The sequence below is a fragment of the Nocardia altamirensis NBRC 108246 genome, from assembly GCF_001612685.1.
Classification (GTDB): Bacteria; Actinomycetota; Actinomycetes; order Mycobacteriales; family Mycobacteriaceae; genus Nocardia; species Nocardia altamirensis.
The window spans coordinates 38,901-63,391 of record NZ_BDAY01000074.1 but is presented as its reverse complement, the minus strand read 5'-3'; the positions used below and the strand labels follow the sequence as shown (position 1 = coordinate 63,391).

The window sequence follows — 24,491 nt, the reverse complement described above, 5'->3', positions numbered from 1 at the left end:
GGTTCCGTCGGTGCTGATGGTGCTCACGGCGTTGCCGCTGACCGTCAACGGCAAGCTGGATCGGAAAGCGTTGCCCGCGCCGGTGCTCGAGGCCGCGGCCTTCCGTGCGCCGGTGACGGCCGCGGAGCAGATCGTGTCCGGTGTCTTCGCTGAGGTGCTCGGGGTCGAACGGGCAGGCCTGGACGACGACTTCTTCGCACTCGGCGGCAACTCGCTGATCGCCACCCAGGTGGCAGCCCGGCTGTCCGCGGCGCTGGACACGCACATTGGGGTGAGGGAGATCTTCGAGGCGTCGACTGTGCTGGCGTTGGCGGCGCGGGCCGATGCGGGTGCCGGTGCGGGCGTGCGCCCGGCGCTGGTGCCGCAGGAACGCCCGCCGCTGGTGCCGCTCTCGCTGGCCCAGCAGCGCATGTGGTTCCTCAACCGGTTCGATCCCGAATCGTTCGTGGACAACATCCCAGTGGCCGTGCGGCTTTCAGGCCTGCTGGATCGGCAAGCGTTGCAGATCGCGGTGGCCGACGTGCTGGCCCGCCACGAGTCATTGCGCACCCGCTACCCCGAGGTGGACGGGACGGCGCATCAGGAGATCGTGCCGACCGCCAAGGTCATCCCCGACCTTTCCCCGGTCGAGGTCACCGAGACCGAACTGCCGCAGCAGCTTTCGGAGCTGGTGCTGCGTGGCTTCGACGTCACCGCTGAGGTGCCGTTGCGGGCCAAGCTGTTCGAGGTCAGTCCCACCGAGCACGTACTTGCTCTGGTGGTGCATCACATCGCAGGCGACGGTTTCTCGATGGGACCGCTGACCCGGGACGTGATGCTCGCTTATGCGGCACGCGTCGCGGGCGGCGAGCCCGCCTGGGCGCCGCTCACAGTTCAATACGCCGACTTCGCGCTGTGGCAGCGTCGGGTGCTCGGCCGCGAGGACGACCCGGAATCGGCGATCTCCCAGCAGATCTCGTTCTGGCGCCAGACGCTCGCCGGGCTGCCCGACCAGCTGGACCTGCCCTCGGATCGGCCGCGTCCGGCGGTCGCGTCCGGTCGTGGTGGACGGGTGCGTTTCGAGATCGACGCCGACATCCACGCGGGCCTGACCGAGCTGGCCCAGGCACAGGGCGCGACCCTGTTCATGGTTGTGCACGCCGCGCTTGCGGTGTTGCTGGCGCGGTTGAGTGGTGAGTCCGATATCGCGATCGGTACCCCGGTGGCTGGTCGTGGTGAGCGGGCGCTCGATGATCTGGTGGGCATGTTCGTCAATACCCTGGTGCTGCGCACCGAGGTCGACGGTGGCACCACGTTCAGCGAGCTGCTGGCTGCGGTGCGGGCCACCGATATCGCTGCGTTCGGGCATGCGGATCTGCCGTTCGAGCGGTTGGTGGAGATCATCAACCCGGCTCGTTCGCAGGCGCGTAATCCGCTGTTCCAGGTGATGCTGACGTTGCAGAACCTCGGGCAGACCGCGCTCGAACTGTCGGAGTTGACCGTCAGCGCTGTCGATCTGCCGAGTGATACGGCGAAGTTCGATCTGCAACTGGTGCTCGCCGAAGAGCAGGTCGGCGCGGGCGCGCCGGGCCGGATCGATGCCGAGTTCATCTACGCCACCGACCTTTTCGACGCCGAGACCATCACGGACGTCGTCCGTCGGTTCACGCGGGTGTTGAAGGCGATCGTGGCTACGCCTGATCGTCCGGTCGGTGATCTGCCGCTGCTCGATGTCACCGAGCACGCGGTGCTGCTGCGCGACTGGAACAACACGGCCGCCGCCATCGAGGTGCCGTCGGGTGATGCTGCGGGGACGTTGATTTCGCTGTTCGAGGCGCAGGTCGCCGCGACACCGGATGCCATCGCGCTCACCTTCGAGGGGACAAGTCTGTCCTACGCCGAGCTGGCCGATCGGGTCCGTCCGCTGGCCCGGTGGTTGATCGAACACGGCGTCGGGGCGGAATCGCTTGTCGCGCTGGGTATGCACCGGTCGATCGATCTGGTGGTCGGCATGTACGCGGTGCTTGCGGCGGGTGGCGGCTATCTGCCGCTCGATCCGGATCACCCGGCCGAGCGCACCGCCTATGTCCTCGAGACCGCGGATCCGGTGTGCGTGCTGACCAGTGGCGCTGATCTGCCGATCGATACCGCGCAGGTGCGGATCGATCTGCTCGAGCTGTCCACGTACACGACGACGCCGGTGACCGATGCGGATCGGCGTGTGCCGGTGCGGCCTTCGAACACCGCGTATGTGATCTTCACATCGGGTTCCACAGGCAGGCCGAAGGGTGTCGCGGTCTCGCACGCGGCGATCGTGAATCGCCTGGTCTGGATGCAGGCCGCCTACGGCCTCACCGCCGAGGACGTGGTGTTGCAGAAGACGCCCGCCACCTTCGATGTGTCGGTGTGGGAGTTCTTCTGGCCCTTGCAAGTTGGTGCCCGTTTGGTGGTCGCCAGGCCCGACGGCCATCGCGACCCGGCCTACCTGGCCGAGGTGATCGAGGCCGAGCAGGTCACCACCGCGCACTTCGTGCCGAGCATGCTGGCGGTGTTCGTGGCCGAACCTGCTGTCCTGCGTTGGGGGATGGCAGAGGACGAGGCGGGCAAGCCGAGCACTTCGCTGCGGCAGGTGTTCGCGTCCGGTGAGGCGTTGCCCGCGCCGACCGCCCAGCAGCTGCGGGCACTGACCGGGGCCAGGTTGCACAACCTGTACGGCCCGACCGAGGCCGCCGTCGACGTCACCTATCACGAGGTGATCGACGCCGACACCGTGTCGGTGCCGATCGGTGCGCCGGTGTTCAACACCCAGGTCTATGTGCTCGATGCCCGGCTGCGGCCGGTGCCGGTGGGCGTGGCCGGTGAGCTCTACCTGGCTGGTGCGCAGCTGGCGCGCGGCTATGTCGAGCGACCCGACCTGAGCTCGGACCGGTTCATCGCCAACCCCTTCACACCGGGCGAGCGGATGTACCGCACCGGCGACCTGGTGCGCTGGATCGCCGCGACCGACGAATCGGGCACCGGTGAGTTGGAGTACTTGGGCCGCACTGACTTCCAGGTGAAGCTGCGTGGTCTGCGGATCGAGCTCGGTGAGATCGAGGCTGCGCTGGTCGCGCTGGAGTCGGTTGCGCAGTCGGTCGTGGTGGTGCGCTCCGACGAACGGCTCGGCGATCAGCTGGTCGGCTACCTCGTCGCGGCCGCAGAGCACGCCATCGACATCGACGATGTGCGTGCGGAATTGGCGCTCGCGCTGCCCGCCTACATGGTCCCCTCGGTCTATGTGATCCTGGATGCGTTCCCGCTCAACGCTTCCGGCAAGCTCGACCGCAAGGCTTTGCCGAACCCGGCGCCTACGGCACGGGTGTTCCGCAGGCCGGTCACCTCGATCGAGGTGGTCGTGGCCGCGACCTTCGCCGATGTACTCGGAATCCACGGCGACGGCGCCGAAGTCAGTCTGGACGACGACTTCTTCGCACTCGGTGGCAATTCACTGATCGCGACCCAGGTCATCGCCAGACTGGGTGCGGCGCTGGACACCACGATCCCGGTGCGCACGTTGTTCGAGGCACCGACGGTGGGTGCGCTGGCCGCACTGCTGTCGGGGCAGGTCGGCGCAGGCCGTCGCCGTGCCCTGGTCGCCGCCGCGCGACCGGAACAGATCCCGCTGTCGTTGGCGCAGCAGCGCATGTGGTTCCTCAACCGGTTCGACACGGCGAGCGCGGTCAACAACCTGCCGTTGGCGATTAGGTTGACCGGCGACTTGGACGTCGACGCGCTGCGACAGGCGGTGCGCGATGTGATCGACCGTCATGAAATCCTGCGCACCGTCTACCCGGAGACCGCCGAGGGCCAGGGCGTGCAGGTGATCATGCCTGCCGACACGGTGGCCCCCGCGCTGGAGCCTGCCGCGGTCACCGCGGCGGAGCTGCACGAGCGCATCGCGGCGGTGGTGCTGACCGGATTCGATGTCACCACCGACGTCCCGGTGCGCGCCGAGCTGTTGCGCATCGCGTCCAACGAGGCCCACCCGTCGCCCGACCACCACCCCTCATCGGATCGCTCCGCGATGCAGCATGTTCTGGTTGTCGTGGTGCACCACATCAGCGGTGACGGGTGGTCCATGCGGCCGCTGGCCCGCGACGTGATGTCCGCGTACATCGCCCGTGCTGCCGGTGCGGCGCCCGCCTGGGCGCCGCTGCCGGTGCAGTACGCCGATTACGCGCTGTGGCAGCGCGAAACACTCGGCGCCGAGGACGATCCCGAGTCGCTGATCGCCGAGCAGACCGCGTACTGGACGGCGCGGCTGATCGATCTGCCCATGCAGATCGATCTGCCTGCCGACCGCCCACGCCCGGCCGTCGCGTCGAATCGCGGTGCCATGCACCCGTTCTCGGTCGAGGCCGAGCTGCAACAGCAGTTGACGGAGCTTGCCCGTGTGAACGGCGCCAGCCTGTTCATGGTCGTGCACGCCGCACTCGCTGTGCTGCTCGGCCGGTTGTCCGGCAGCGACGACATCGCGATCGGCACGCCGATCGCGGGTCGCGGCGAGGCCGAGCTGGACGATCTGATCGGCATGTTCGTCAACACCCTGGTGCTGCGGACCGCACTCGACTCGAGCGCGCCGTTCACCAGCCTGCTCGCGGACACCAAGGACACCGACCTGGCCGCGTACGCCAATGCCGATGTCCCGTTCGAGCGCCTGGTCGAGGTGCTCAGCCCGGAACGGTCGCTGGCGCATCACCCGCTGTTCCAGGTGGCGTTGACCTTCGAGGCGACCGGCGCCGACGATGCCGCACGGGTGTCGCTGCCCGGTCTCGACCTCGCCGCGGTCGATTTCGATCCGGCGATGGCGAAGTTCGACCTGCAGCTCGCCGTCGGCGAAGCCGCGGACGGCGGCCTGGAGCTGGCGTGGAACTACGCGACCGACTTGTTCGACGCACCGACGGTGGCGGCGTTCGCCGAGCGCCTGGTGCGGATCCTGCGGCGCGTCGTCGCGGAGCCGGACGTGGTGGTCGGTGACATCGATCTGCTCGATGAAGCCGAGCGCGTCGATGTCACGCAACACTGGGTGTCGTCGGGAATCGACGAGGGCACAGGCCTTTTCGCGGATCGGGATGCGACGCTGCCCGATCTGTTCGACGCCGTGGTCGCCGCACACGGCGACCGCACGGCGGTCAAGTTCGGCGCCGACGCGCTCAGCTACGCCGAGCTCGATCGACGGGTGAACCGGGTGGCCAGGGCGCTGATCGCGGCCGGTGCCGGCCCGGAGACACTGGTCGCGGTCGTGCTGCCGCGGTCGGCGGAGCTGGTCGTCGCGCTGCTCGCGGTGATCAAGTCGGGCGCGGGATACGTGCCCATCGACCCGACCTACCCACCCGAGCGCATCGCTTACGTGCTCGCGGACGCACAACCGGCCGTCGTCCTGCTGGACAACGAGGTCGAGGTGACCATCCCCGCGGATCTGCCGATCCTCGAAATGGGCGAATTCGACACGGCCGCAACGGATGCCGCCGACGGTCCGATCACCGCGGCCGAGCGACGGGCCCCGCTGACCGCGGACAACATCGCCTACGTGATCTACACCTCCGGATCGACCGGGCGTCCCAAGGGCGTCGCGGTGCCGCACCGGAATGTGTTGCGGCTGTTGGCGAACACCGATCGGGAGTTCGGTTTCGGCCCGGACGACGTGTGGACGCTGTTCCACTCGTTCGCGTTCGACTTCTCGGTGTGGGAGCTGTGGGGCCCGCTGCTCTACGGCAGCACCCTGGTGGTCGTCGACTACTACACCTCGCGCACCCCGCAGGAGTTCCTGGAACTGCTGCGTCGTGAGCGGGTGACGGTGCTGAACCAGACGCCGTCGGCGTTCTATCAGCTGGTCGACGCCGATCGGATGGCAACGCCCGAGGACCCGGCCGCCGCGCCGGAGGCACTGGCGCTGCGATACGTCATCTTCGGCGGTGAAGCACTCGAACTGCGACGCCTGGCCGATTGGGTGGATCGGCACGGTGATCAGTCGCCACGACTGGTCAACATGTACGGCATCACCGAGACGACGGTGCACGTCTCGCACCGGGTCATCGACGCGGAAACCATCGCTGCCACTTCGGCTTCGGTGATCGGCGCCGCCATCGCCGGGCTGCGCGTATACGTGCTCGACGAGCGGCTGCACCCCGCACCGGTCGGCGTGGCAGGCGAAATGTACGTCGCGGGAACGCAGTTGGCGCGCGGCTATCTCGGTCGCGCGGATCTGTCGGCGGCCAGGTTCGTGGCGAGCCCGTTCGGGGCGGGGGAGCGGCTGTACCGCTCCGGCGACGTGGCGCGCTGGAACCGCGCAGGCGAACTGGAATACCTCGGCCGCGCCGATGATCAGGTGAAGGTGCGCGGCTTCCGGATCGAGCTCGGCGAGATCGAGGCCGCGCTCACCGCCGAAGACGCCATCGCACAGGCAGTGGTGCTCGTCCGCTCCGACGACCATCTCGGCGATCAGATCGTCGGTTATCTGATCGCGGCCGAGGGCCACGTCATCGATGTCGAGGCCGTGCGCAACGAGCTGACTCAGGCGTTGCCGGTGTACATGGTGCCGTCGGCGCTGGTTGTCCTCGACGCCTTCCCGCTCACCACCAACGGCAAGCTCGACCGTAAGGCGCTGCCCGCGCCGGTGTTCGAGGCCAAGACGTTCCGGGCGGCGACCACCCCGATCGAGGAGATCGTGGCAGGCACGTTCGCCGATGTGCTCGGGGTCGGCCGGGTCGGCCTCGACGACGACTTCTTCGCGCTCGGCGGCAACTCACTGGTGGCAACGCAGGTCACCGCGCGGCTGAGCGCCGCGCTCGACCGGCAGTTGTCGGTGCGTGATCTGTTCGAGGCCGCCACGGTGTCCGCGCTGTCGGCCAGGCTTGAACAGGGCGGAGCAGGACGGGCCAGGCCGCGGCTAGTGGCCGGGGAACGGCCGGAACGGATTCCGCTCTCGCCTGCCCAGCAGCGCTACTGGTTCCTCAACCAGTTCGACACGACCTACTCCGCGGTGGACAACATCCCGCTTGCGGTGCGGTTGTCGGGCACGCTGGACGTGGCCGCGCTGGAACGGGCGATCGGCGATCTGCTCGCTCGGCACGAGTCGCTGCGCACCATCTACCCGCAGACGGTGGACGGCGCGCACCAGGTGATCCTGCCGTTCGGCGGGAGCGCGTGGCGGTTGACGCCGGTGGCGGTGACCGAGGCCGAATTGGTCGGCAAGGTCATCGAATTCGCGTTGACCACCTTCGACGTCACCACCGAGGTGCCGTTGGCGATGGCGCTGTTCCAGCTGGTCGGCACGACCGACCATGTGCTGGCGTTCACCGTGCACCACATCTCGGCCGACGGTTTCTCGCTCGGCCCGCTGGCGCGCGACGTGATGGCCGCCTATGTGGCGCGGGTGGCAGGCGAGGCGCCGCAGTGGGCGGCGCTGCCGGTGCAGTACGCCGACTACGCGCTGTGGCAGCGTGCGGTGCTCGGTAGCGAGGACGATCCGGGTTCGCTTGCGACGCAGCAGGTTTCCTATTGGAAGCGGGCGCTGGCCGGTCTGCCCGATCAGCTGGAGCTGCCGACGGACCGTTCCAGGCCGCAGTCGCAGTCGTTCCGGGGCAAGTCGGTCCGATTCGAGATCGAACCGGAGCGGCACGCGCGCCTGCACGAGCTGGCGCGGGCACACAACGCGTCGCTGTTCATGGTGGTGCATGCGGCGTTGGCGATCCTGCTCGCGCGGTTGTCGGGTACCGAGGACATCGCGGTCGGCACGCCGATCGCTGGGCGCGGTGAGCGGGAACTCGACGACATGATCGGCATGTTCGTCAACACGCTGGTGTTCCGCACGCAGGTCGAGGGCGGCGCTTCCTTCGCCGAGTTGCTTGCCGACGTGCGAGATCGGGACCTCGAGGCGTTCGCCAACGCCGACGTGCCGTTCGAGCGCCTGGTCGAGGTGCTCAACCCGGTGCGGTCCACCGCGCGCAATCCGCTGTTCCAGGTGGGTCTTTCGTTCCAGAACCTGTCCGAGACGGCCTTCGAGCTGCCCGGGCTTGCGGTGAGCACGGTCAGCTTCGACACGCAGTTGGCCAAGACCGATCTGCAGGTGACGATCAGCGATCACTACGAGGACGACGGCACGCCCGCCGAGGTGGTCGCCGAATTCGGTTACGCCGTAGACCTGTTCGACGAGGTCACGGTGCAAGGGTTCGCGGACCGCTTCCTGCGGGTGCTCGACGCGGTGGTGGCCGACGGCTCGGTGCGGGTCAGCGATATCGACCTGCTCGACGCCGCCGAGCGCGACCAGATCCTGCGGGGCTGGAACGACACCGCGCACGCGGTGGACGGTACGGCGACGCTGGTGTCGCTGCTGGACGCGACGGTCGCGGCGAACCCGGACGCGGTCGCAATCGTGGCCGACCTGACCGACGAGACGGAAACCGGTGCAGAACAACAGGTTCTGACCTACGCCGAGCTCGACGTCAGGGTCAACCGCCTGGCCCGCTACCTGATCACCCGCGGCATCGGCGCGGAAGATCGAGTGGCCCTTGCCATCGGCCGCTCGGTGGATCTGGTGGTCGCCATGTACGCGGTGTCGCGCATCGGCGCGGCCTACGTGCCGCTGGATCCGACGCAACCGGCCGATCGCCTGGACTACATCCTCGCGACCGCCGCACCGTCGGTGGTGCTGACCACGACGGCGGTGCGCGAGTCGCAGCCGGACAACGAGTGGGTTGCCCTCGACGAACTCGACCTGTCCCGGGTGCGCGGCCACGCGCTCGCGCCGGCCGAGCTGGTCCGCGAGTTCGGTGCCGCCAACACCGCGTACGTGATCTTCACGTCCGGTTCGACGGGCCGTCCGAAGGGCGTTGCGCTGCCGCACGGCGCGGTGGTGAACCAGTTGCTGTGGAAGACAGCGGAATTCGGTCTCGGACCCGAGGACGCGGTGCTGCTCAAGACAGCAGCCACCTTCGACCTCTCGGTGTGGGAATTCTGGACCGCGGCCGTCAGTGGCGGCCGACTGGTGATCGCCGCGCCGGAGGGGCATCGCGATCCGGCGTACTTGAACGAGCTGATGGGTGCCACGGACGTGACCACGTTGCACGTGGTTCCGTCCATGCTCGACGCGCTGCTCATCGAGTCCGACGGCGTCCTCGGTTCCTCGCTGCGGCGGGTGCTCGCCATCGGTGAGGCGCTGCCCGCCGCGGTGGCGCAGCGGTTCCGTCGCGGCAACACCGCCGAGCTCTACAACCTGTACGGCCCGACCGAAGCGGCGGTGTCGATCACCAATCACCGGGTCACCGATGCCGATCAGGCGGCGGTGTCGATCGGTGCGCCGGAATGGAATTCGCGGGTCTACGTCCTCGACGCCAGGCTGCGGCCGGTGCCGGTCGGCGTGTCCGGCGAGCTCTATCTGGCGGGCGCCCAGCTGGCGCGCGGCTACTTCGGCAGCGCCGAGCTGACCGCGGACCGGTTCGTCGCCGATCCGTTCGGCACGGGCGAGCGCATCTATCGCACCGGCGACCTGGTGGCGTGGACCGGATCCGGCGAGCTGGAGTACCACGGCCGCACCGACTTCCAGGTGAAGATCCGCGGTTTCCGGATCGAGCTCGGCGAGATCGAGGCCGCGTTGCTCGCCCTTCCGGCGATCGCGCAGGTGGCGGTCCTCGCCATGGCGGACGAGCGGGCAGGCGATCGGCTGGTGGCCTACCTGGTGTCCGCCGCGGGCGAACTCGAGGTGGCACAGGCGAAGTCGGCGCTGGCCGAGACGCTGCCGTCGTACATGATCCCCGCCGCGTTCGTGGTGCTCGATGAGCTGCCGCGCAACGCGAACGGCAAGCTCGACCGCAAGGCGTTGCCCGCGCCGGAATTCGAGACGGCCGCCTACCGGGCGCCGGCGACACTGATCGAGCAGATCGTCGCCGAGGTCGTCGCCGAGGTGCTCGGCATCGAGCGGGTCAGCGCGGACGACGACTTCTTCGCTCTCGGCGGTGACTCGATCCAGACGATTCAGCTGGTGTCGCGGGCCAAGGAACGCGGTGTGCGGTTCACGCCACGTGATGTGTTCGGGCGGCGAAGTGTTGCCGCGCTGGCCGAGGTCGCCACGGTGATCGAGGCCGCCGAGCAGCACTGGCTGCCGGAACTGCCCGGCGGCGGTGTCGGCGAGATCCCGTTGTCGCCGTCGATGGCGGCGACGCTGGCAGGCGGCACCTCGGTGCCGCGGTTCGCGAGCTCGATGGCGCTGCGGCTGCCCGACAGCATCGACCGGCCGACCCTGGTCGGCATGATCGGCGCTGTCGTCGATCACCACGATGCGCTGCGGGCCAGGTTGCGGCACACCGACGACGCGGGCCTGGTCTTCGAGACCCGAGGGCGCGGTGCGGTCGATGTCGATGCCATCGTGCATCGGGTCGAGGTGCCCGGCGGCATCGGCGCCGCCGGGTTGTCGCAGCTGGCGCGGGCCGAGTACGACGCGGCGCTGGATCGTCTCGATCCGGCGAACGGGGTACTGACCCAGTTCATCTGGTTCGCGGCCGACGGTGCACAGCCGGACGTGCTGCTGGTGGTCGGCCACCAGTTCGTGGTCGACGACGCGTCGTGGCACATCGTGCTTGAGGACCTGACGGCGGCCTGGTCGTTGCTCGCGGTCGGGCGCCCCGTGGTCCTGTCCGCCACCGGCACCTCGATGCGGCGCTGGGCGCACGCATTGGCCGAGTCCGCGCACGCGCAGGCTCGCGTCGCCGAACTGCCGTTCTGGCAGCGGGTTTCGGCTACGCCGGATCCGCTGCTCGGCGCACGGGCGTTCGATCCGGTGCGCGACACCGTCGACACCGTCGAGCGGCTGGAGGTGAGCGTGCCCGCCGGCGTGACCGAGGCAGTGCTCACCGCGATCCCGGAGTTGTACCGGGGCGAGGCCACCGACAGCCTGCTGTCGGCACTCGCACTCGCGGTGTCGCGCTGGCGCGGCGACGCCGAGGGCGGCGCGGCGCTGGTCCGGTTCGCGAACACCGGCCGGGCGGCGAACAGCGTTGCCGGCGCCGATCTTTCGCGCACCGTCGGCTGGTTCGCCGGTGAGTCCCCGGTGCGGTTGGACCTGTCCGGCGCCGACCTCACCGAGGCGTTCACAGGCGGAAACGTGCTCGGCGGCATCGTGAAATCCATGAAGGAGCAGTTGCTCGCGGTGCCGGGCGCAGGCCTCGGCTACGGCCAGCTGCGCTACCTGAACGCGGACACCGCAGGCGAGCTCGGCGGCGTCGGATCCGGGGTCGTGGGTCAGATCAGGTTCTGCTACGCGGGTCACCTGCCCACCGACGCCTCGCTGACCGGCGACTTCTCCGGTCAGCCCGACGAGATGGGCTGGCTGCCGGTGGCCGAACTCGGGCTGCCCGGCACCGACCGGGACCCGAGCCTGCCCGCGGCCGCGACGGTCGACATCAACGCGAGCGTCACCGACGGGGCGGAGGGGCCGCGACTGCGCACCTCGTTCGCCTACCCGGCAGGCCTGCTCACCCGCGCGCGGGTGCAGGAGCTCGCCGAGCTGTGGGTGGCCGCGCTCACCGCGCTGGCTTCGCATGCGAACCAGCCGGGCGCGGGCGGCCGCACGCCGTCGGATCTGCCGCTGGTCTCGGTCGGGCAGTCCGATATCGAGGTGTGGGAACGCGAGTACCCGGGGCTGGATGAGGTGTGGCCGCTGTCGCCGCTGCAGTCCGGCCTGCTGTTCGACGCGATGAACAACCGTTCGGAGATCGACGGCTACACCTTGCATGCGGTCGTCGACCTCGACGGCGTGGTCGACGCCGCGCGGTTGCGGGTGGCGGCCCAGGGCATCCTGGACCGTTACGCGAACCTGCGGGCCGCCTTCGTCGCCGATTCGACCGGCCAACCGGTCCAGGTGATCCAGGCGCGGGCCGAAGTGGCTTGGCGCGAAGTCGATTTGACGACCCTGCCTGCGGACGAGCGGCCCGCCGAGTTGCAGCGTCTGGTGACAGCGGAGCGCGAAACCCGCTTCGACATGTCCGCGGCGCCGCTGATCCGGTTCACCCTGTACCGCGTCGACGCGGTCGAGGGCGCTGGCGCCTGGCAGCTGGCGGTGACGACCCACCACATCCTGCTCGACGGTTGGTCGATGCCGCTGCTGATGCGGGATCTGCTCGTGCTGTACGCGGTGCACGGCAACGTCGGTGCGCTGCCAGCGGTGACGCCGTACCGCGACTTCCTTTCCTGGATCGCCGGACGGGACCAGCAGGCGTCGTTGCAGGTCTGGCAGCAGGCCCTCGCCGGCGTCGAGGAGCCGACCCAGCTGGCGCGGCAGCAGCGCACGGCCGAGGGCGACGAGGTGGGCAAGCTGCTCACCGAGTTGGACGCCGAGGCGACCAGCAGGATCACCAAGCGTGCCGCCGCACTCGGCGTCACGGTGAACACGCTGTTCCAGGCGGCGTGGGGCCTCGTGCTCGGCCGCATGACCGGTCGTTCGGACGTGGTCTTCGGCGCAACGGTGTCCGGTCGCCCTGCCGAACTGGCCGGCGTGGAGTCCATGGTCGGTCTGTTCATCAACACGCTGCCGGTGCGCGTCCGCGTCGACGACAGCGGGACGGTCGGTGAGTACCTGCGCGGTCTGCAGGGCGAGCAGGCCGATCTGATGGAGCATCACTACGTCGGCTTGACCGATATTCAGCAGATCGCCGGTGCCGGAGCACAATTCGACACCCTGCTGGTTTTTGAGTCGTACCCGGTGGACAAGGCGGCGATCGCCGCGGCCAACGCGATCGACGGCATGTCGATCACCGGCATCGGCGTCGCCGACACCGCGACCAACTACCCGCTGGCGCTGGTGGTGAGTGCGGAGTCGACGACGGAATTGGCCTGGACCTACTGGAACAGCTGGTTCACCGCCGACGAGGTGGCGACACTGGCCGCGCGCATGCACCGGGTGCTGGAGACGCTGCTCGGTGACCCGGCGGCATCCGTCGCAGGCATCGATATTCTCGATGCTGGGGAGCGCGCCGCGCTGCTCACCGAATCCGGCTCCGCTGCAACCGAATCCGCGTTGCCTACCGGCTATGCGGCGGCGTCGTCCGATGCGGGCCCGCGTACAGTTGCCGACGTGCTCGATTCGGTCGCCGGGGCGGACCCCTTCGCCGCGGCATTGCTCGTCGGCGACAGCGAGGTGCTGTACTCCGAGTTGGATTCGCAGTCCTCGCAATTGGCGCGGGTGCTGATCGGCCGTGACGTCGGCCCAGGCGACACCGTCGCCGTGGCGCTGCCGCACTCGGTCGAGCAGGTTGTCGCGCTGTGGGCGGTGCAAAAGGCCGGTGCCGCAACGCTGTTCGCCGACGGACTGGCCGCAGGAGACATCCTTGCGGTCGGCGCCGAGGTGACCATCACGGCGGAGCCGACGGACGGATCGGGGCGCGAGATCGCGCTCGCGGAACCCGCGCTGCAGAAGGAGGTGGCCGCCGCGGCGGCCCATCCGGTGTCCGATGCCGAGCGGGTCCGCCCGCTGGACCAGGACCACCCGGCCTTCGTGCTCGTGACTGCCGACTCGTCGACGGTCCTCACCCAGACCCAAGCGCTCGACCGCGCGCGGGCGCTGTGTGCGGAGAACGCGATCGACTACGAGGCGGTGACCTACACCACGGCAGCAGCAGGGGCAGCGGCGTTCGCCGAATTCCTGGCGGCCGCCACCGTCGGCGCGCTCTCGGTGCTGCCGACCGGCGACAAGGCGGCTGATCTCGCTGGTGGCGAGGTCACCCACTGGTTCGTCACGGCGGGCGACGAGCACGAGGAGGAGGACGTCGATGACGCGGTGCGCATCGTCACCACCTAGTACGGTCACCCTCAGCGGTGACGAAATCACACCGGCCGGTCGCGGAAGCTGTAGCGAAGTTCGACGCTGGAGCGATGGACACGGCGGGCCGGACAAACGTGGGCGGGCCCGGCCGCAGCCAACTAAGGGAGTCGACTGTTCGATGAAGCGTTCCGTACTAAACAGGGTCAACCTGCGCCGCACCATGGTGGCCGCGCTTGCCGCGATGGTGTCCGTGACGGCGTTCGCTGGCACCGGCGTGGCGGAGCCAGAGAAGACGCCTGCCGTCACCTCCGTCGTCAAAGAGGGGCGCACCTGGCACCTGAAGGTGTACTCGGTGGCGATGGGCAGTGAGATCACCGTCGACGTGCAGCGTCCGGTCGACGAGTCCAAGCCTGCGCCGAACCTTTATCTGCTGAGCGGGCTCGATGCCGGTTTGAGTTCGGCAAGCTGGAAAGACCAGACCAGCGTGCTGCAGTGGCTGACCGACAAGCAGGTCAATGTCATCCAGCCGATCGGCGGTAAAGGCAGCTACTACACCGACTGGATCAAGCCGGATCCGAAGCTCGGTGTGAACAAGTGGAAGACCTTCTTCACCGAGGAACTGCCGCCGCTGCTTGACAAGACGCTGCAGTCCACCGGCCTCAACTCGCTGGCCGGGGTTTCGACCTCAGGCACCTCCGTGTTGCAGCTGGCCGAGGCCAAGCCCGGTCTGTGGAAGGGTGTTGCCGCCTACAGCGGTTGCGCGCAGATCGCCGACCCGGTCGGCAGGCAGTACCTCAAGCTGGCCACCGAAACGTGGGCAGGCGGAAATGTGGACAACATGTACGGCCCCGCCGACAGCCCGATGTGGGCGGCCAACGACCCGGTGATCAACGCGGAGAAGTTGCGCGGCACCGAACTCTTCATCTCCAGCGGTAGCGGCCTCCCTGTGCCTGCGGATTTGCAGTGGTACCAGGAGGACTCGCCCGGTTTCGACGGCTTGACCAATCTCGGCGTCGGCTCGGTGATCGAAGCGGCCGTCAACGCGTGCACGCACAATTTGAAGAACAAGCTCGATTCGCTCAATATCCCGGCCGCGTACGACTTCTACCCGATCGGGACGCACCGCTGGTCGTACTGGGACGACACCTTCCGTGGCTCCTGGCCGATGCTCGCGAAGAGCATGGGATTGCCGGCGAAATGACCCATCCACCCTGCGGCTTGCCGTACAGGATGGACTGATGGACTCGGGCGCGATGACTGTGGGCAGGCAGTCATCGCGCCTGTGCCGCTTAGGCGGCTGAACGAAACGAAAACGGGCTGCCACCCGTGCTGTGGATCGACCTGCGCCGCCGCGGTCGGTGCGGGTGCGTGGTGGCCGCTTCGGAGGTCCGGATGGATGCCGTCCGGACAGTGAGGATGTCGAATGAACGTGCGTCGGGAAGGGCGCTCCGGTCGTCGTCGGGCGTCGTCGGTTCCGCTGTTCGTGGATTTGCTGACGTCAGCGGTGAAGACGGCCGCGGATCGGGTGGCGATTCGGTTCGAAGATCGTGAGCTCACCTACCGGGAGTTCGACGAGCGTTCGGCACAGTTGGCACGGGAATTGATCGGTCGCGGTCTCGGTCCTGGGGATATCGTCGCGATCGCGATTGCGCGCAGCCTCGAGTCGGTGCTCGCGGTGTGGGCAGTCGCCAGGACCGGTGCGGCATTCGTTCCCGTCGATCCGTTGTATCCGAAGGACCGGATCGAGTTCATGCTCGCCGATTCCGGCTCGGTGCTCGGGCTGACCGTGTCGTCGCACCGTGCGGGGTTGGGCGAGGGCATCGAGTGGCTGGAATTGGACGATCCGGCTGTGCTGGCACGCGTGGCTGCTCAGCCGACGCACCCGTTCTGGTACGGCGATCGCGTCCGGCCGTTGACCGTGCAGCATCCGGCCTATTTCGTCTACACCTCGGGTTCCACCGGTCGGCCGAAGGCCGTGGTGAACAACAGCGAAGGTTTCGCCAGGGTGGTGGCGAGTGCCGCGCAGTGGGGGATGACTGCGGATTCTCGCGTGGCGCACCTGAGTTCGCCGAGTTTCGACTTTTCGATCATGGAGTTTCTGCCCGCCTTCGTTGCCGGTTCGACGGTAGTGGTGGTGCCGCCGACCGACTTCGGTGGTGAGGCGCTTGCGGCGTTGCTGAAGAAGGAGCGCGTGACCCACCTGTTGATCACGCCGGGCGCACTGGAGTCGGTGCCGGTGGGTGAGTATCCCGATCTGGCGGTTGTGGTCTGCGGTGCCGACACCTTGAACCCCAGGCTGGTGGATCGGTGGACCGCTGACCATCGCGTGGTGTTCAACGCCTACGGCCCCACCGAGACGACGGTCTTCCTCGCGACCGGGCCGATGACACCGGGCGAACCGGTGACCTTGGGCCGGGTCACCGAGGGATCTACTCCGCTCATCCTGGATTCGCGGCTGCGGATGGTGCCGCGCGGGGTGGCCGGTGAGTTGTATTTGGGCGGAGTCGGTCTGGCGCAAGGGTATTTGGGGCGTCCGGCATTGAGCGCAGGGCGTTTCGTGGCCAACCCGTTCGCCGCCGAGCTCGGACTGTCCGGCGTACGGATGTATCGCACCGGCGACCTGGTGCGCTGGAACGACGACGGTGAGCTGGAATTCCTCGGTCGTTCGGATTTCCAGGTGAAGATCCGTGGTCTGCGGATCGAGCTGGGTGAGATCGACACCGCGCTGTCCGCGCATCCGGACGTCGACTTCGCGGTCACCCTCGGCCGGGAGCTGTCGTCGGGCGCGACCGCGTTGGTGTCGTATGTGACGGCGCGCCCAGGAACCACCCTCGCGCCTGCGGAGCTGGCGACGTTCGTCTCGACCTCGTTGCCCGCCTACATGGTTCCTGCCGCGATCACGGTGCTCGACGAGATTCCGCTGACCCCGGTCGGCAAGCTGGACCGGGCGGCACTGCCCGAACCCGTCTTCGCCACCAGGGAGTTCCGGGCACCGGTGACCCAGGCCGAAAAGATTGTGGCTGAGGTCTTCGCTGGCGTGCTGCGGCCGGATGAGGACGAGCCGGTCGGCGCCGACGACGACTTCTTCGAGCTCGGCGGCAACTCGTTGCTCGCCACCCAGGTGGCAGCCCGTCTGGGTGCCGCGCTCGGTACCCGGGTTCCGCTGCATCTGGTGTTCGAGTCGAGCAGCGTGACCGCGTTGGCTGAGCAGGTGGACCAGCTGGGCGGGTCGGCAGGCGAGGACGAGGTCTTGGCGTTGCAGCCGATGCCGCGCCCGGAACGTATTCCGTTGTCCTATGCCCAGCAACGCATGTGGTTCCTGAACCAGTTCAACCCCGACAGTGTGGTGGACAACATCCCGATGGCGGTGCGGTTGACCGGTGAGCTGGATCTGGACGCCTTGCGTGCCGCCGTGCGTGACCTGGTCGAGCGGCACGAGGTGCTGCGCACCCTCTATCCCGCGGCCGACGGCGAGGGCTACCAGGTGGTGCTCCCGCTCGACGATCCGCGGGCGATACCTGAGTTCGCCACTGTGGCAGCCGATCCCGAGCGGATCCGCGAGTTGGTCATCGAGACCGTTGCCGTTGGCTTCGATGTCACCGCGGCGCCACCAGTTCGGTTGCGGGCCTTGCAGATCAGCGAGACCGACCACGTGCTGGTGTGCGTGGTGCACCACATCGCCGGTGACGGTTGGTCGCTCGGGCCCTTGGCCCGCGATCTGATGACCGCCTACGCCGTGCGCGCCGCAGGCGAGACCCCCGTCCTTGCGCCGCTGCCGGTCCAATACGCCGATTTCAGCATCTGGCAGCGCAGCGTGCTCGGCTCGGAAGACGATCCGCAGAGCCGTATCTCGGCCCAGGCGCAGTACTGGCGCGCGGCCTTGGCCGGCCTGCCGGATGAATTGCCGCTGCCGTTCGACCGGCCGCGCCCGGCCACCCGATCGTTTTCCGGTGCCCGCGTGGCGTTCTCGATCGGGGCCGAGCTGCACCAGCGGTTGCAGCAGGTGGCCAAGGAGCAGCAGGGCTCGCTGTTCATGGTGCTGCACACCGGATTGGCAGTGACGCTGGCCGGGCTGTCCGGCACCGATGACATCGCAATCGGCACCCCGGTGGCCGGGCGCGGTGAAGCCGCGCTCGACGATCTGATCGGCATGTTCGTCAATACGCTGGTGCTGCGCACCCGGATCCGCGCCGAACACACCGTCGCCGAGTTGTTGACGGCGACTCGTGACACCGACCTGCAGGCGTTCGCGCACGCCGATATTCCCTTCGAGCGACTGGTCGACCTGCTCGCCCCCGAGCGCACTGCCAGCCGCAATCCGTTGTTCCAGGTGTCGCTGTCGTTGCAGAACCTGGCCGAGACAACCCTGGAACTGCCGGGGTTGCAGGTCTCCGGCGTCGGACTCGACAACCCGACCGTGAAATTCGACCTGACGCTGACCATCGGCGAAGCAGGCACCGACGGTGAGCCTGCTGGCTTGCTTGCCGAATTCGGTTATGCCACTGACCTGTTCGACGAGGCGACGGTGTCGGGCTTCGTCGAACGCTACCTGCGGGTGCTGGAGTCGATCGCGGCGGATCCGCAGCGGCGGGTCGGCGACATCGATCTGCTCGACGACGCCGAGCGCGCGGTGGTGCTGCGGGACTGGAACCAGACCGCGCACGCGGTGCCTGCGCTGGTTTCGGTGCTGGAGCGGTTCGAGGACCAGGTGCGGTCGCGGCCGGACGCTGTTGCGCTGGTGTTCGATCCCGACGACGGTGCCGCGCCGCAGCCCGTCACCTATGCGGAGTTCTCCGCCCGGGTGCACCGGTTGGCCCGCGAACTGATCGAGATCGGTGTCGGCCCAGAGGTTTTGGTTGCGGTCGGTATCCGCCGTTCGGTCGACATGCTGGTCGCGATCTATGCGGTCCTGACCGCCGGTGGCGCGTATGTGCCGGTGGATCCGGATCATCCGGCCGAGCGGACCGACTACGTGCTGGCCGGTGCCGCGCCTGCGTGTGTGCTGACCACCCGCCGTGACGAAATAGCCTCCGGCGGAGCAGGTGTGGGATCAGCCGGCGCATTGCCGGTGCTGTACATCGACGAGCTGGACCTGGCACGGCATTCCGGCGCGCCGGTCGCGGTCGATGAACGGCGTGGGGTGCTGCGCGCGGGCAATACCGCCTACGTGCTCTACACCTCCGGTTCCACCGGCAAGCCGAAGGGCGTGGCTGTCACGCATGCTGCGCTGGTCAACCAGTTGAGCTGGCTGACCGACATCGTCGGACTCGACGAGACCTCCGTCGTGCTGCACAAGACCCCGTTCACCTTCGACCCGTCGGTCCGGGAGATCTTCGCCCCCTTGATGGTCGGCGCCCGCACGATCGTCGCCGCCCACGACGGCCATCGCGACCCGCAGTATCTCTCCGAGCTCATCCAGCGCCACGAGGTCACCGACACCTCGTTCGTGCCTTCCCTGCTCTCGGTCTTCACCACCACCGCCTCATATGAGGAAAACCGTTCCCTGCGAACGGTTTTCGCCGGTGGTGAGGTGTTGCCGCCCGCGACGGTCGCCGCGTTCCGGCAGATCTCGGATGCGGCGCTGTACAACTCGTACGGCCCCACCGAATTCACCATCAACTCGAGCCTGGGACTGGTGGGCGACACCGAATCGGCGTCGGTGCCCATCGGCGGCCCGGTGTGGAACTCCCAAGCGTACGTGCTGGACTCGGCGTTGCGGCCGGTGCCGGTCGGCGTGCGCGGCGAGCTGTACATGGCAGGAGTGCAGCTGGCCCGTGGCTACCACAGCCGGGTCGATCTGACCGCCGACCGGTTCGTCGCGAATCCGTTCGGTGCAGCAGGCGAGCGGATGTACCGCACCGGTGACCTGGTGCGCTGGCACACCGCCGGGGTACTGGAGTACCTCGGCCGCACCGATTTCCAGGTCAAGTTCCGTGGTCAGCGCATCGAGCTCGGTGAGATCGAGACCGCGTTGCTCGGCTGCCCCGGCGTGCGACAGGCCGTGGTGCAGGTCGTGGCGACGGTGGCAGGCGATCAGCTGGTCGGTTACCTGGTCGGCACCGAGGACGTGGACGCCGTGCGGGCGACGCTGAGTCGTCAGCTGCCGTCGTACATGGTGCCGTCGGCCTTGCTGGTGTTGGCGGAATTCCCGCTCAACGCCTCCGGCAAGCTGGATCGAAAGGCCTTGCCCGCGCCGGTGTTCGAGGCGCGCGAATTCCGTGCGCCGGTGACGCTGGTGCAGGAGATCGTAGCTGGTGTGTTCGCGGATCTGCTCGGTGTCGAGCGGGTCGGGCTCGACGACGACTTCTTCGCCCTCGGCGGCAACTCGCTGCTGGCCACCCGGGTGGCGGCGCGCATCGGCGAGGCCATCGAGGGGCGCGTGGCGGTGCGGGTGCTGTTCGAAGCGTCCACCGTTGCCGCGCTCGCCGAACGCCTCGAGTCGGAAGCCGTCGCGACGGCGCGACCGAAGCTGGTCGCCCAGGAACGGCCGGACCAGATACCGCTGTCGCTGGCCCAGCAGATGATGTGGACGCTGAACCAGCTCGATCCCGCCTCGACCGCGTTCAATATCCCACTGGCGCTACGGCTTACCGGCACCTTGGAGGTGGCGGCGCTGCGCGCGGCCGTTGGTGACGTGCTGGAACGGCACGAGTCGCTGCGCACCAGGTACCCGACCGACGGTGCGACCGGACTGCCCTATCAGCAGATCCTTTCGGCAGGCGAGGCGCTGCCCGGCGGGCTCGATGTGCGGTCGACGGCCGACCCGCTGGCCGACGCCCTCGCGCTGATGTCCATCGGATTCGATGTGACACAGCAGGTTCCGATGCGCGCGGTGCTGTTCACGCTCGGCGCCGCCGAGCCGGGCGGTGACCAGGAGTATCTGTTCGCGATGGTGGTGCACCACATCGCGAGCGACGGGTCGTCGAAGGCTCCGCTGGCGCGCGACCTCATGACGGCGTACTTCGCGCGCAGCACCGGCAGTGCCCCCGCCTGGGCGCCACTGGAAATCCAGTACGCCGACTACGCGCTGTGGCAGCGTCAAGTGCTCGGCGAGGAAAAAGACGAAAACTCGGTGGCGGCAAGTCAATTGGCCTACTGGCGCGAGCACTTGGCCGGGTTGACCGCGATGCCGGGGCTGCCGCAGGACCGCCCGCATCCGCCGACGGCGTCTCATCGTGGCGCGGTGACCATGCTCACGGTGCCCGCAGAGGTGCACCGAGCGCTGGAACATCTTGCGCGGGAACGGAATGCGACGTTGTTCATGGTCGTGCACGCCACCCTCGCGGTGCTGCTCGCCCGGTTGTCCGGCCGCACCGACGTGGCGATCGGCACGCCGGTCGCCGGTCGCGGCGAACGCGTGCTCGACGACCTGGTCGGCATGTTCGTCAACACCCTGACGCTGCGCACCGAGGTCGACGGCGCGATCGGTTTCGACGCACTGGTCGATCGGGTGCGCGAGACCGACCTGACCGCCTTCGACAACGCCGACATCCCGTTCGAACGAATCGTGGACGAGATCGCACCCGATCGGGGGCGCAATCAGAATCCGCTGTTCCAGGTGTTGCTGGCGTTCGAGAACACCGAGTCCGCTCAGCTGGAGCTGCCCGGGCTGACCATCGCAGGCGTGCACGAGGGTGACGCGGCGGCCAAGGTCGACCTGACCATCGGCGTCGAGCCGATCGTGCACGCGGACCGCACGCTCGGTGAGCTGGTCATCGGCTTCAACTACGCGACCGACATCTTCGATGCGGAGACGGTGGCGGGTTTCGCGGACCGCTATCTGCGGGTGCTGCAGACGATCGCGGCGAACCCGCAGCGGCGGGTGTCCGACATCGAGCTGCTCGACGACGCCGAGCGGGCAATGGTGCTGCGGCAGTGGAACTCGACCGCGCACGCGGTGCCGGAGCTGGTGAGCGTGCTCGACCGGTTCGAGGACAACGTGCGGTCGCGGCCGGATGCGCTTGCGGTGGTGTCGGATCCGGGAGACGGTGCGGCGCAAGAGATCACGTACGCAGAATTCTCTGCGCGGGTGAATCGGTTGGCGCGCAAGCTGATCGAGGCCGGGGTCGGCCCCGAGGTTTTGGTGGCGGTCGGCATCCGTCGTTCGGTGGATACGGTCGCTGCGGTCTATGCGGTGCTGGCTGCCGGTGGTGCGTATGTGCCGATCGATCCGGATCATCCGGCCGAACGCATCGCCCATATTCTCGATACCGCGGCGCCGGCGTGTGTGTTGACCACGTCCTGCGATGTGCTGGCGTTGCCGGAGACGGTGCAGCGGCTGGAGATCGACACTGTGGACGTGTCCGGTTTCTCCGATGCTGTCGTGACGGATGCGGATCGGTTGGCGCCGTTGCGGTCGGACAACACGGCCTATGTCATCTACACCTCGGGTTCGACAGGTCGTCCGAAGGGCGTCGCGGTCAGCCATGCCGCGTTGGTCAACCAGATGAGTTGGATGATCGGCGAATTCGGTTTCGCCGAGACCGATGTGATGCTGCAGAAGACGGCGTTCACCTTCGACCCGTCGGTGTGGGAGATGTTCACACCGCTGATGACGGGTGCGCGCCTGATCATCGGCGGTCACGACAGCCACCGCGACCCGAGGCAGCAGGCGGAACTGATCGAGCGGCACGGCGTGACCGTGCTCGATGTGGTCCCTTCGCTGCTCTCGGTGCTCGCCACCACCTCATCGCCCGCCGAATGCCGTTCGCTGCGTGCGGTTTTCCCGGGTGGCGAGGTACTGCCGCCCGCGACGGTGACCGCGTTCCGTGAGGTGTCGGATGCGGCGGTGTACAACACGTACGGTCCTACCGAATTCACCATCATCGCTACCTCGTGGCCAGCGGACGAGACGGCGTCTAGTTCGGTGGTGCCGATCGGTGGTCCGGTGTGGAACTCGCAGGCGTACGTGCTGGATTCGGAGTTGCGGCCGGTGCCGGTCGGGGTGCGTGGCGAGTTGTATCTGGCCGGAACGCAGTTGGCACGTGGCTATCAGGGGCGGGTGGATCTGACCGCCGATCGCTTCGTCGCCGACCCGTTCGGTAGCGACGGTGCACGGATGTACCGCACCGGTGACCTGGTGCGCTGGAACGCTTCTGGCGCCCTGGAGTACATCGGTCGTAGCGACTTCCAAGTGAAGCTGCGTGGCCAGCGCATCGAGCTGGGCGAGATCGAGACCGTGCTGCTCGCACATCCGGCGGTCAGCCAGGCCGTCGTGCTGGTGGCCGACAGTGCGACCGGTCAACAGCTGGTGGCGTATGTGGTTGCCGTGCCGGATCTTTCAATCGAAGCGGCAGAGCTGACCAAGTTCGCCGCCGAGCGGTTGCCCGCCTACATGGTGCCCGCGGCGGCGGTGGTGCTGGCGGAGCTTCCGCTCAACAGCTCGGGCAAGCTGGATCGGAATGCCTTGCCCGCGCCGGTATTCAAGGTGCGCGAGTACCGCGCGCCGGAGACGCCGGTGCAGGAGACCGTGGCCGGCGTGTTCGCGGAACTGCTCGAGGTCGAGCGGATCGGCCTGGACGACTCGTTCTTCGAGCTCGGCGGCAACTCGCTGCTGGCTGCCCGCGCGGCGGCACGGTTGAGTGCCGAACTGCGGGAGAAGGTTCCGATGGTGTGGTTGTTCACCGCACCGACACCGGGTGAGCTGGCGGACGCACTGGAGAACCGCCGCTCGGGTCGGGTCGACCTGGACGCCGCCTTCGATGTCCTACTGCCGCTGCGTACTTCCGGTTCGGGTGCGCCACTGTTCTGTGTGCATCCCTTCGGCGGCATCGCCTGGTCGTTCGCCGGACTGGCCGCACACATCGACGATCGTCCGATTTACGGGCTGCAGTCGCCTGCACTGTCGGACCCGTCGTCCTTGCCGGAGACGATCGACGAGTGGGCGCAGCGCTACGTCAAGGAAATTCGATCGGTGCAGCCCACGGGTCCGTACCACCTGCTCGGCTGGTCGCTCGGCGGTGTGCTCGCCCATGCCATGGCGGTTCAGCTGCAGGAAGACGGCGAACAGGTCGCCCTGCTGGCGATGATGGACAGCCACCTGCAGGCGGAGCGAGTGACGATCGACGAGAACACCGCGGTCGGCGCCTTCCCGCTCCAGGAACTGCTCGGTGGCCTGCTCGGTGGCAACGCGGTCGAGCTGCAACTCGACGAGACGTCAGACGTGTCTGCCATCGCCGAACAGCTGGCCGGTTTGCCGGAGCCGTTCGCCTCGCTCGGCGTCGAGCGGATTACCCGGTTCGTGCAGGCGAACGTCGAGATGACGGCGTTGACGGTCGGGTATCAGGCCGCGAAGTTCCATGGTGATGTCGTGTACTTCACCGCGACCGAGACCGCTCCAGCCGGTCTGGCGGGGGCCGCTACCTGGGCGGGCGCGGTGGACGGCACGGTGCACGATTACCCGGTTCCGGTGACGCATTGGCGGATGAGCGACCAGGCCGCCCTGGCGCGGATCGGATCGGTGCTGACGGAGTCGCTGGCGTCGTCGCGGGCGTAACTTTTCGTGAACTTTGTCCGATGCTCTAGAAGGACATGGGATGACTTTCGCGGTGAGCGGTCCGCCTGCGGCCCTCTGACCAGGGAAGACTAGCGAAACTCTGGTTCGGTGGGCCGCAATCGGCCACATTTCCGGCGTTTAGGTGGTCTGGGGAAAGCCAGGCTATACAACCTGAGCGTGGCTCGTCCCGTCCGTCCGCTGTGGTCGGCATGGGGTGGTGGGTCC

At 68.1% G+C, this 24,491-nt stretch carries 3 protein-coding genes; all 3 read left to right on the top strand.

Translation table 11 applies throughout. The features are described 5' to 3' along the window. Nucleotides 1-13,807: non-ribosomal peptide synthetase (locus NA11_RS32905; RefSeq protein ID WP_141717963.1), on the top strand; the 13,807-nt coding region annotated here is incomplete at its 5' end. A gap of 142 nt (nt 13,808-13,949) precedes the next feature. After that, nucleotides 13,950-14,972, top strand: coding sequence for an alpha/beta hydrolase (locus NA11_RS32900; RefSeq protein WP_245746357.1), 1,023 nt, complete (start codon nt 13,950-13,952; stop codon nt 14,970-14,972). A 222-nt stretch (nt 14,973-15,194) separates the two neighbouring features. Continuing rightward, nucleotides 15,195-24,266 carry a non-ribosomal peptide synthetase gene (locus NA11_RS32895; RefSeq protein ID WP_084655262.1) on the top strand — a complete coding sequence of 3,024 codons (9,072 nt, stop codon included), beginning with the start codon at nt 15,195-15,197 and terminating at the stop codon, nt 24,264-24,266. The last annotated feature ends 225 nt before the right edge of the window (nt 24,267-24,491 follow it).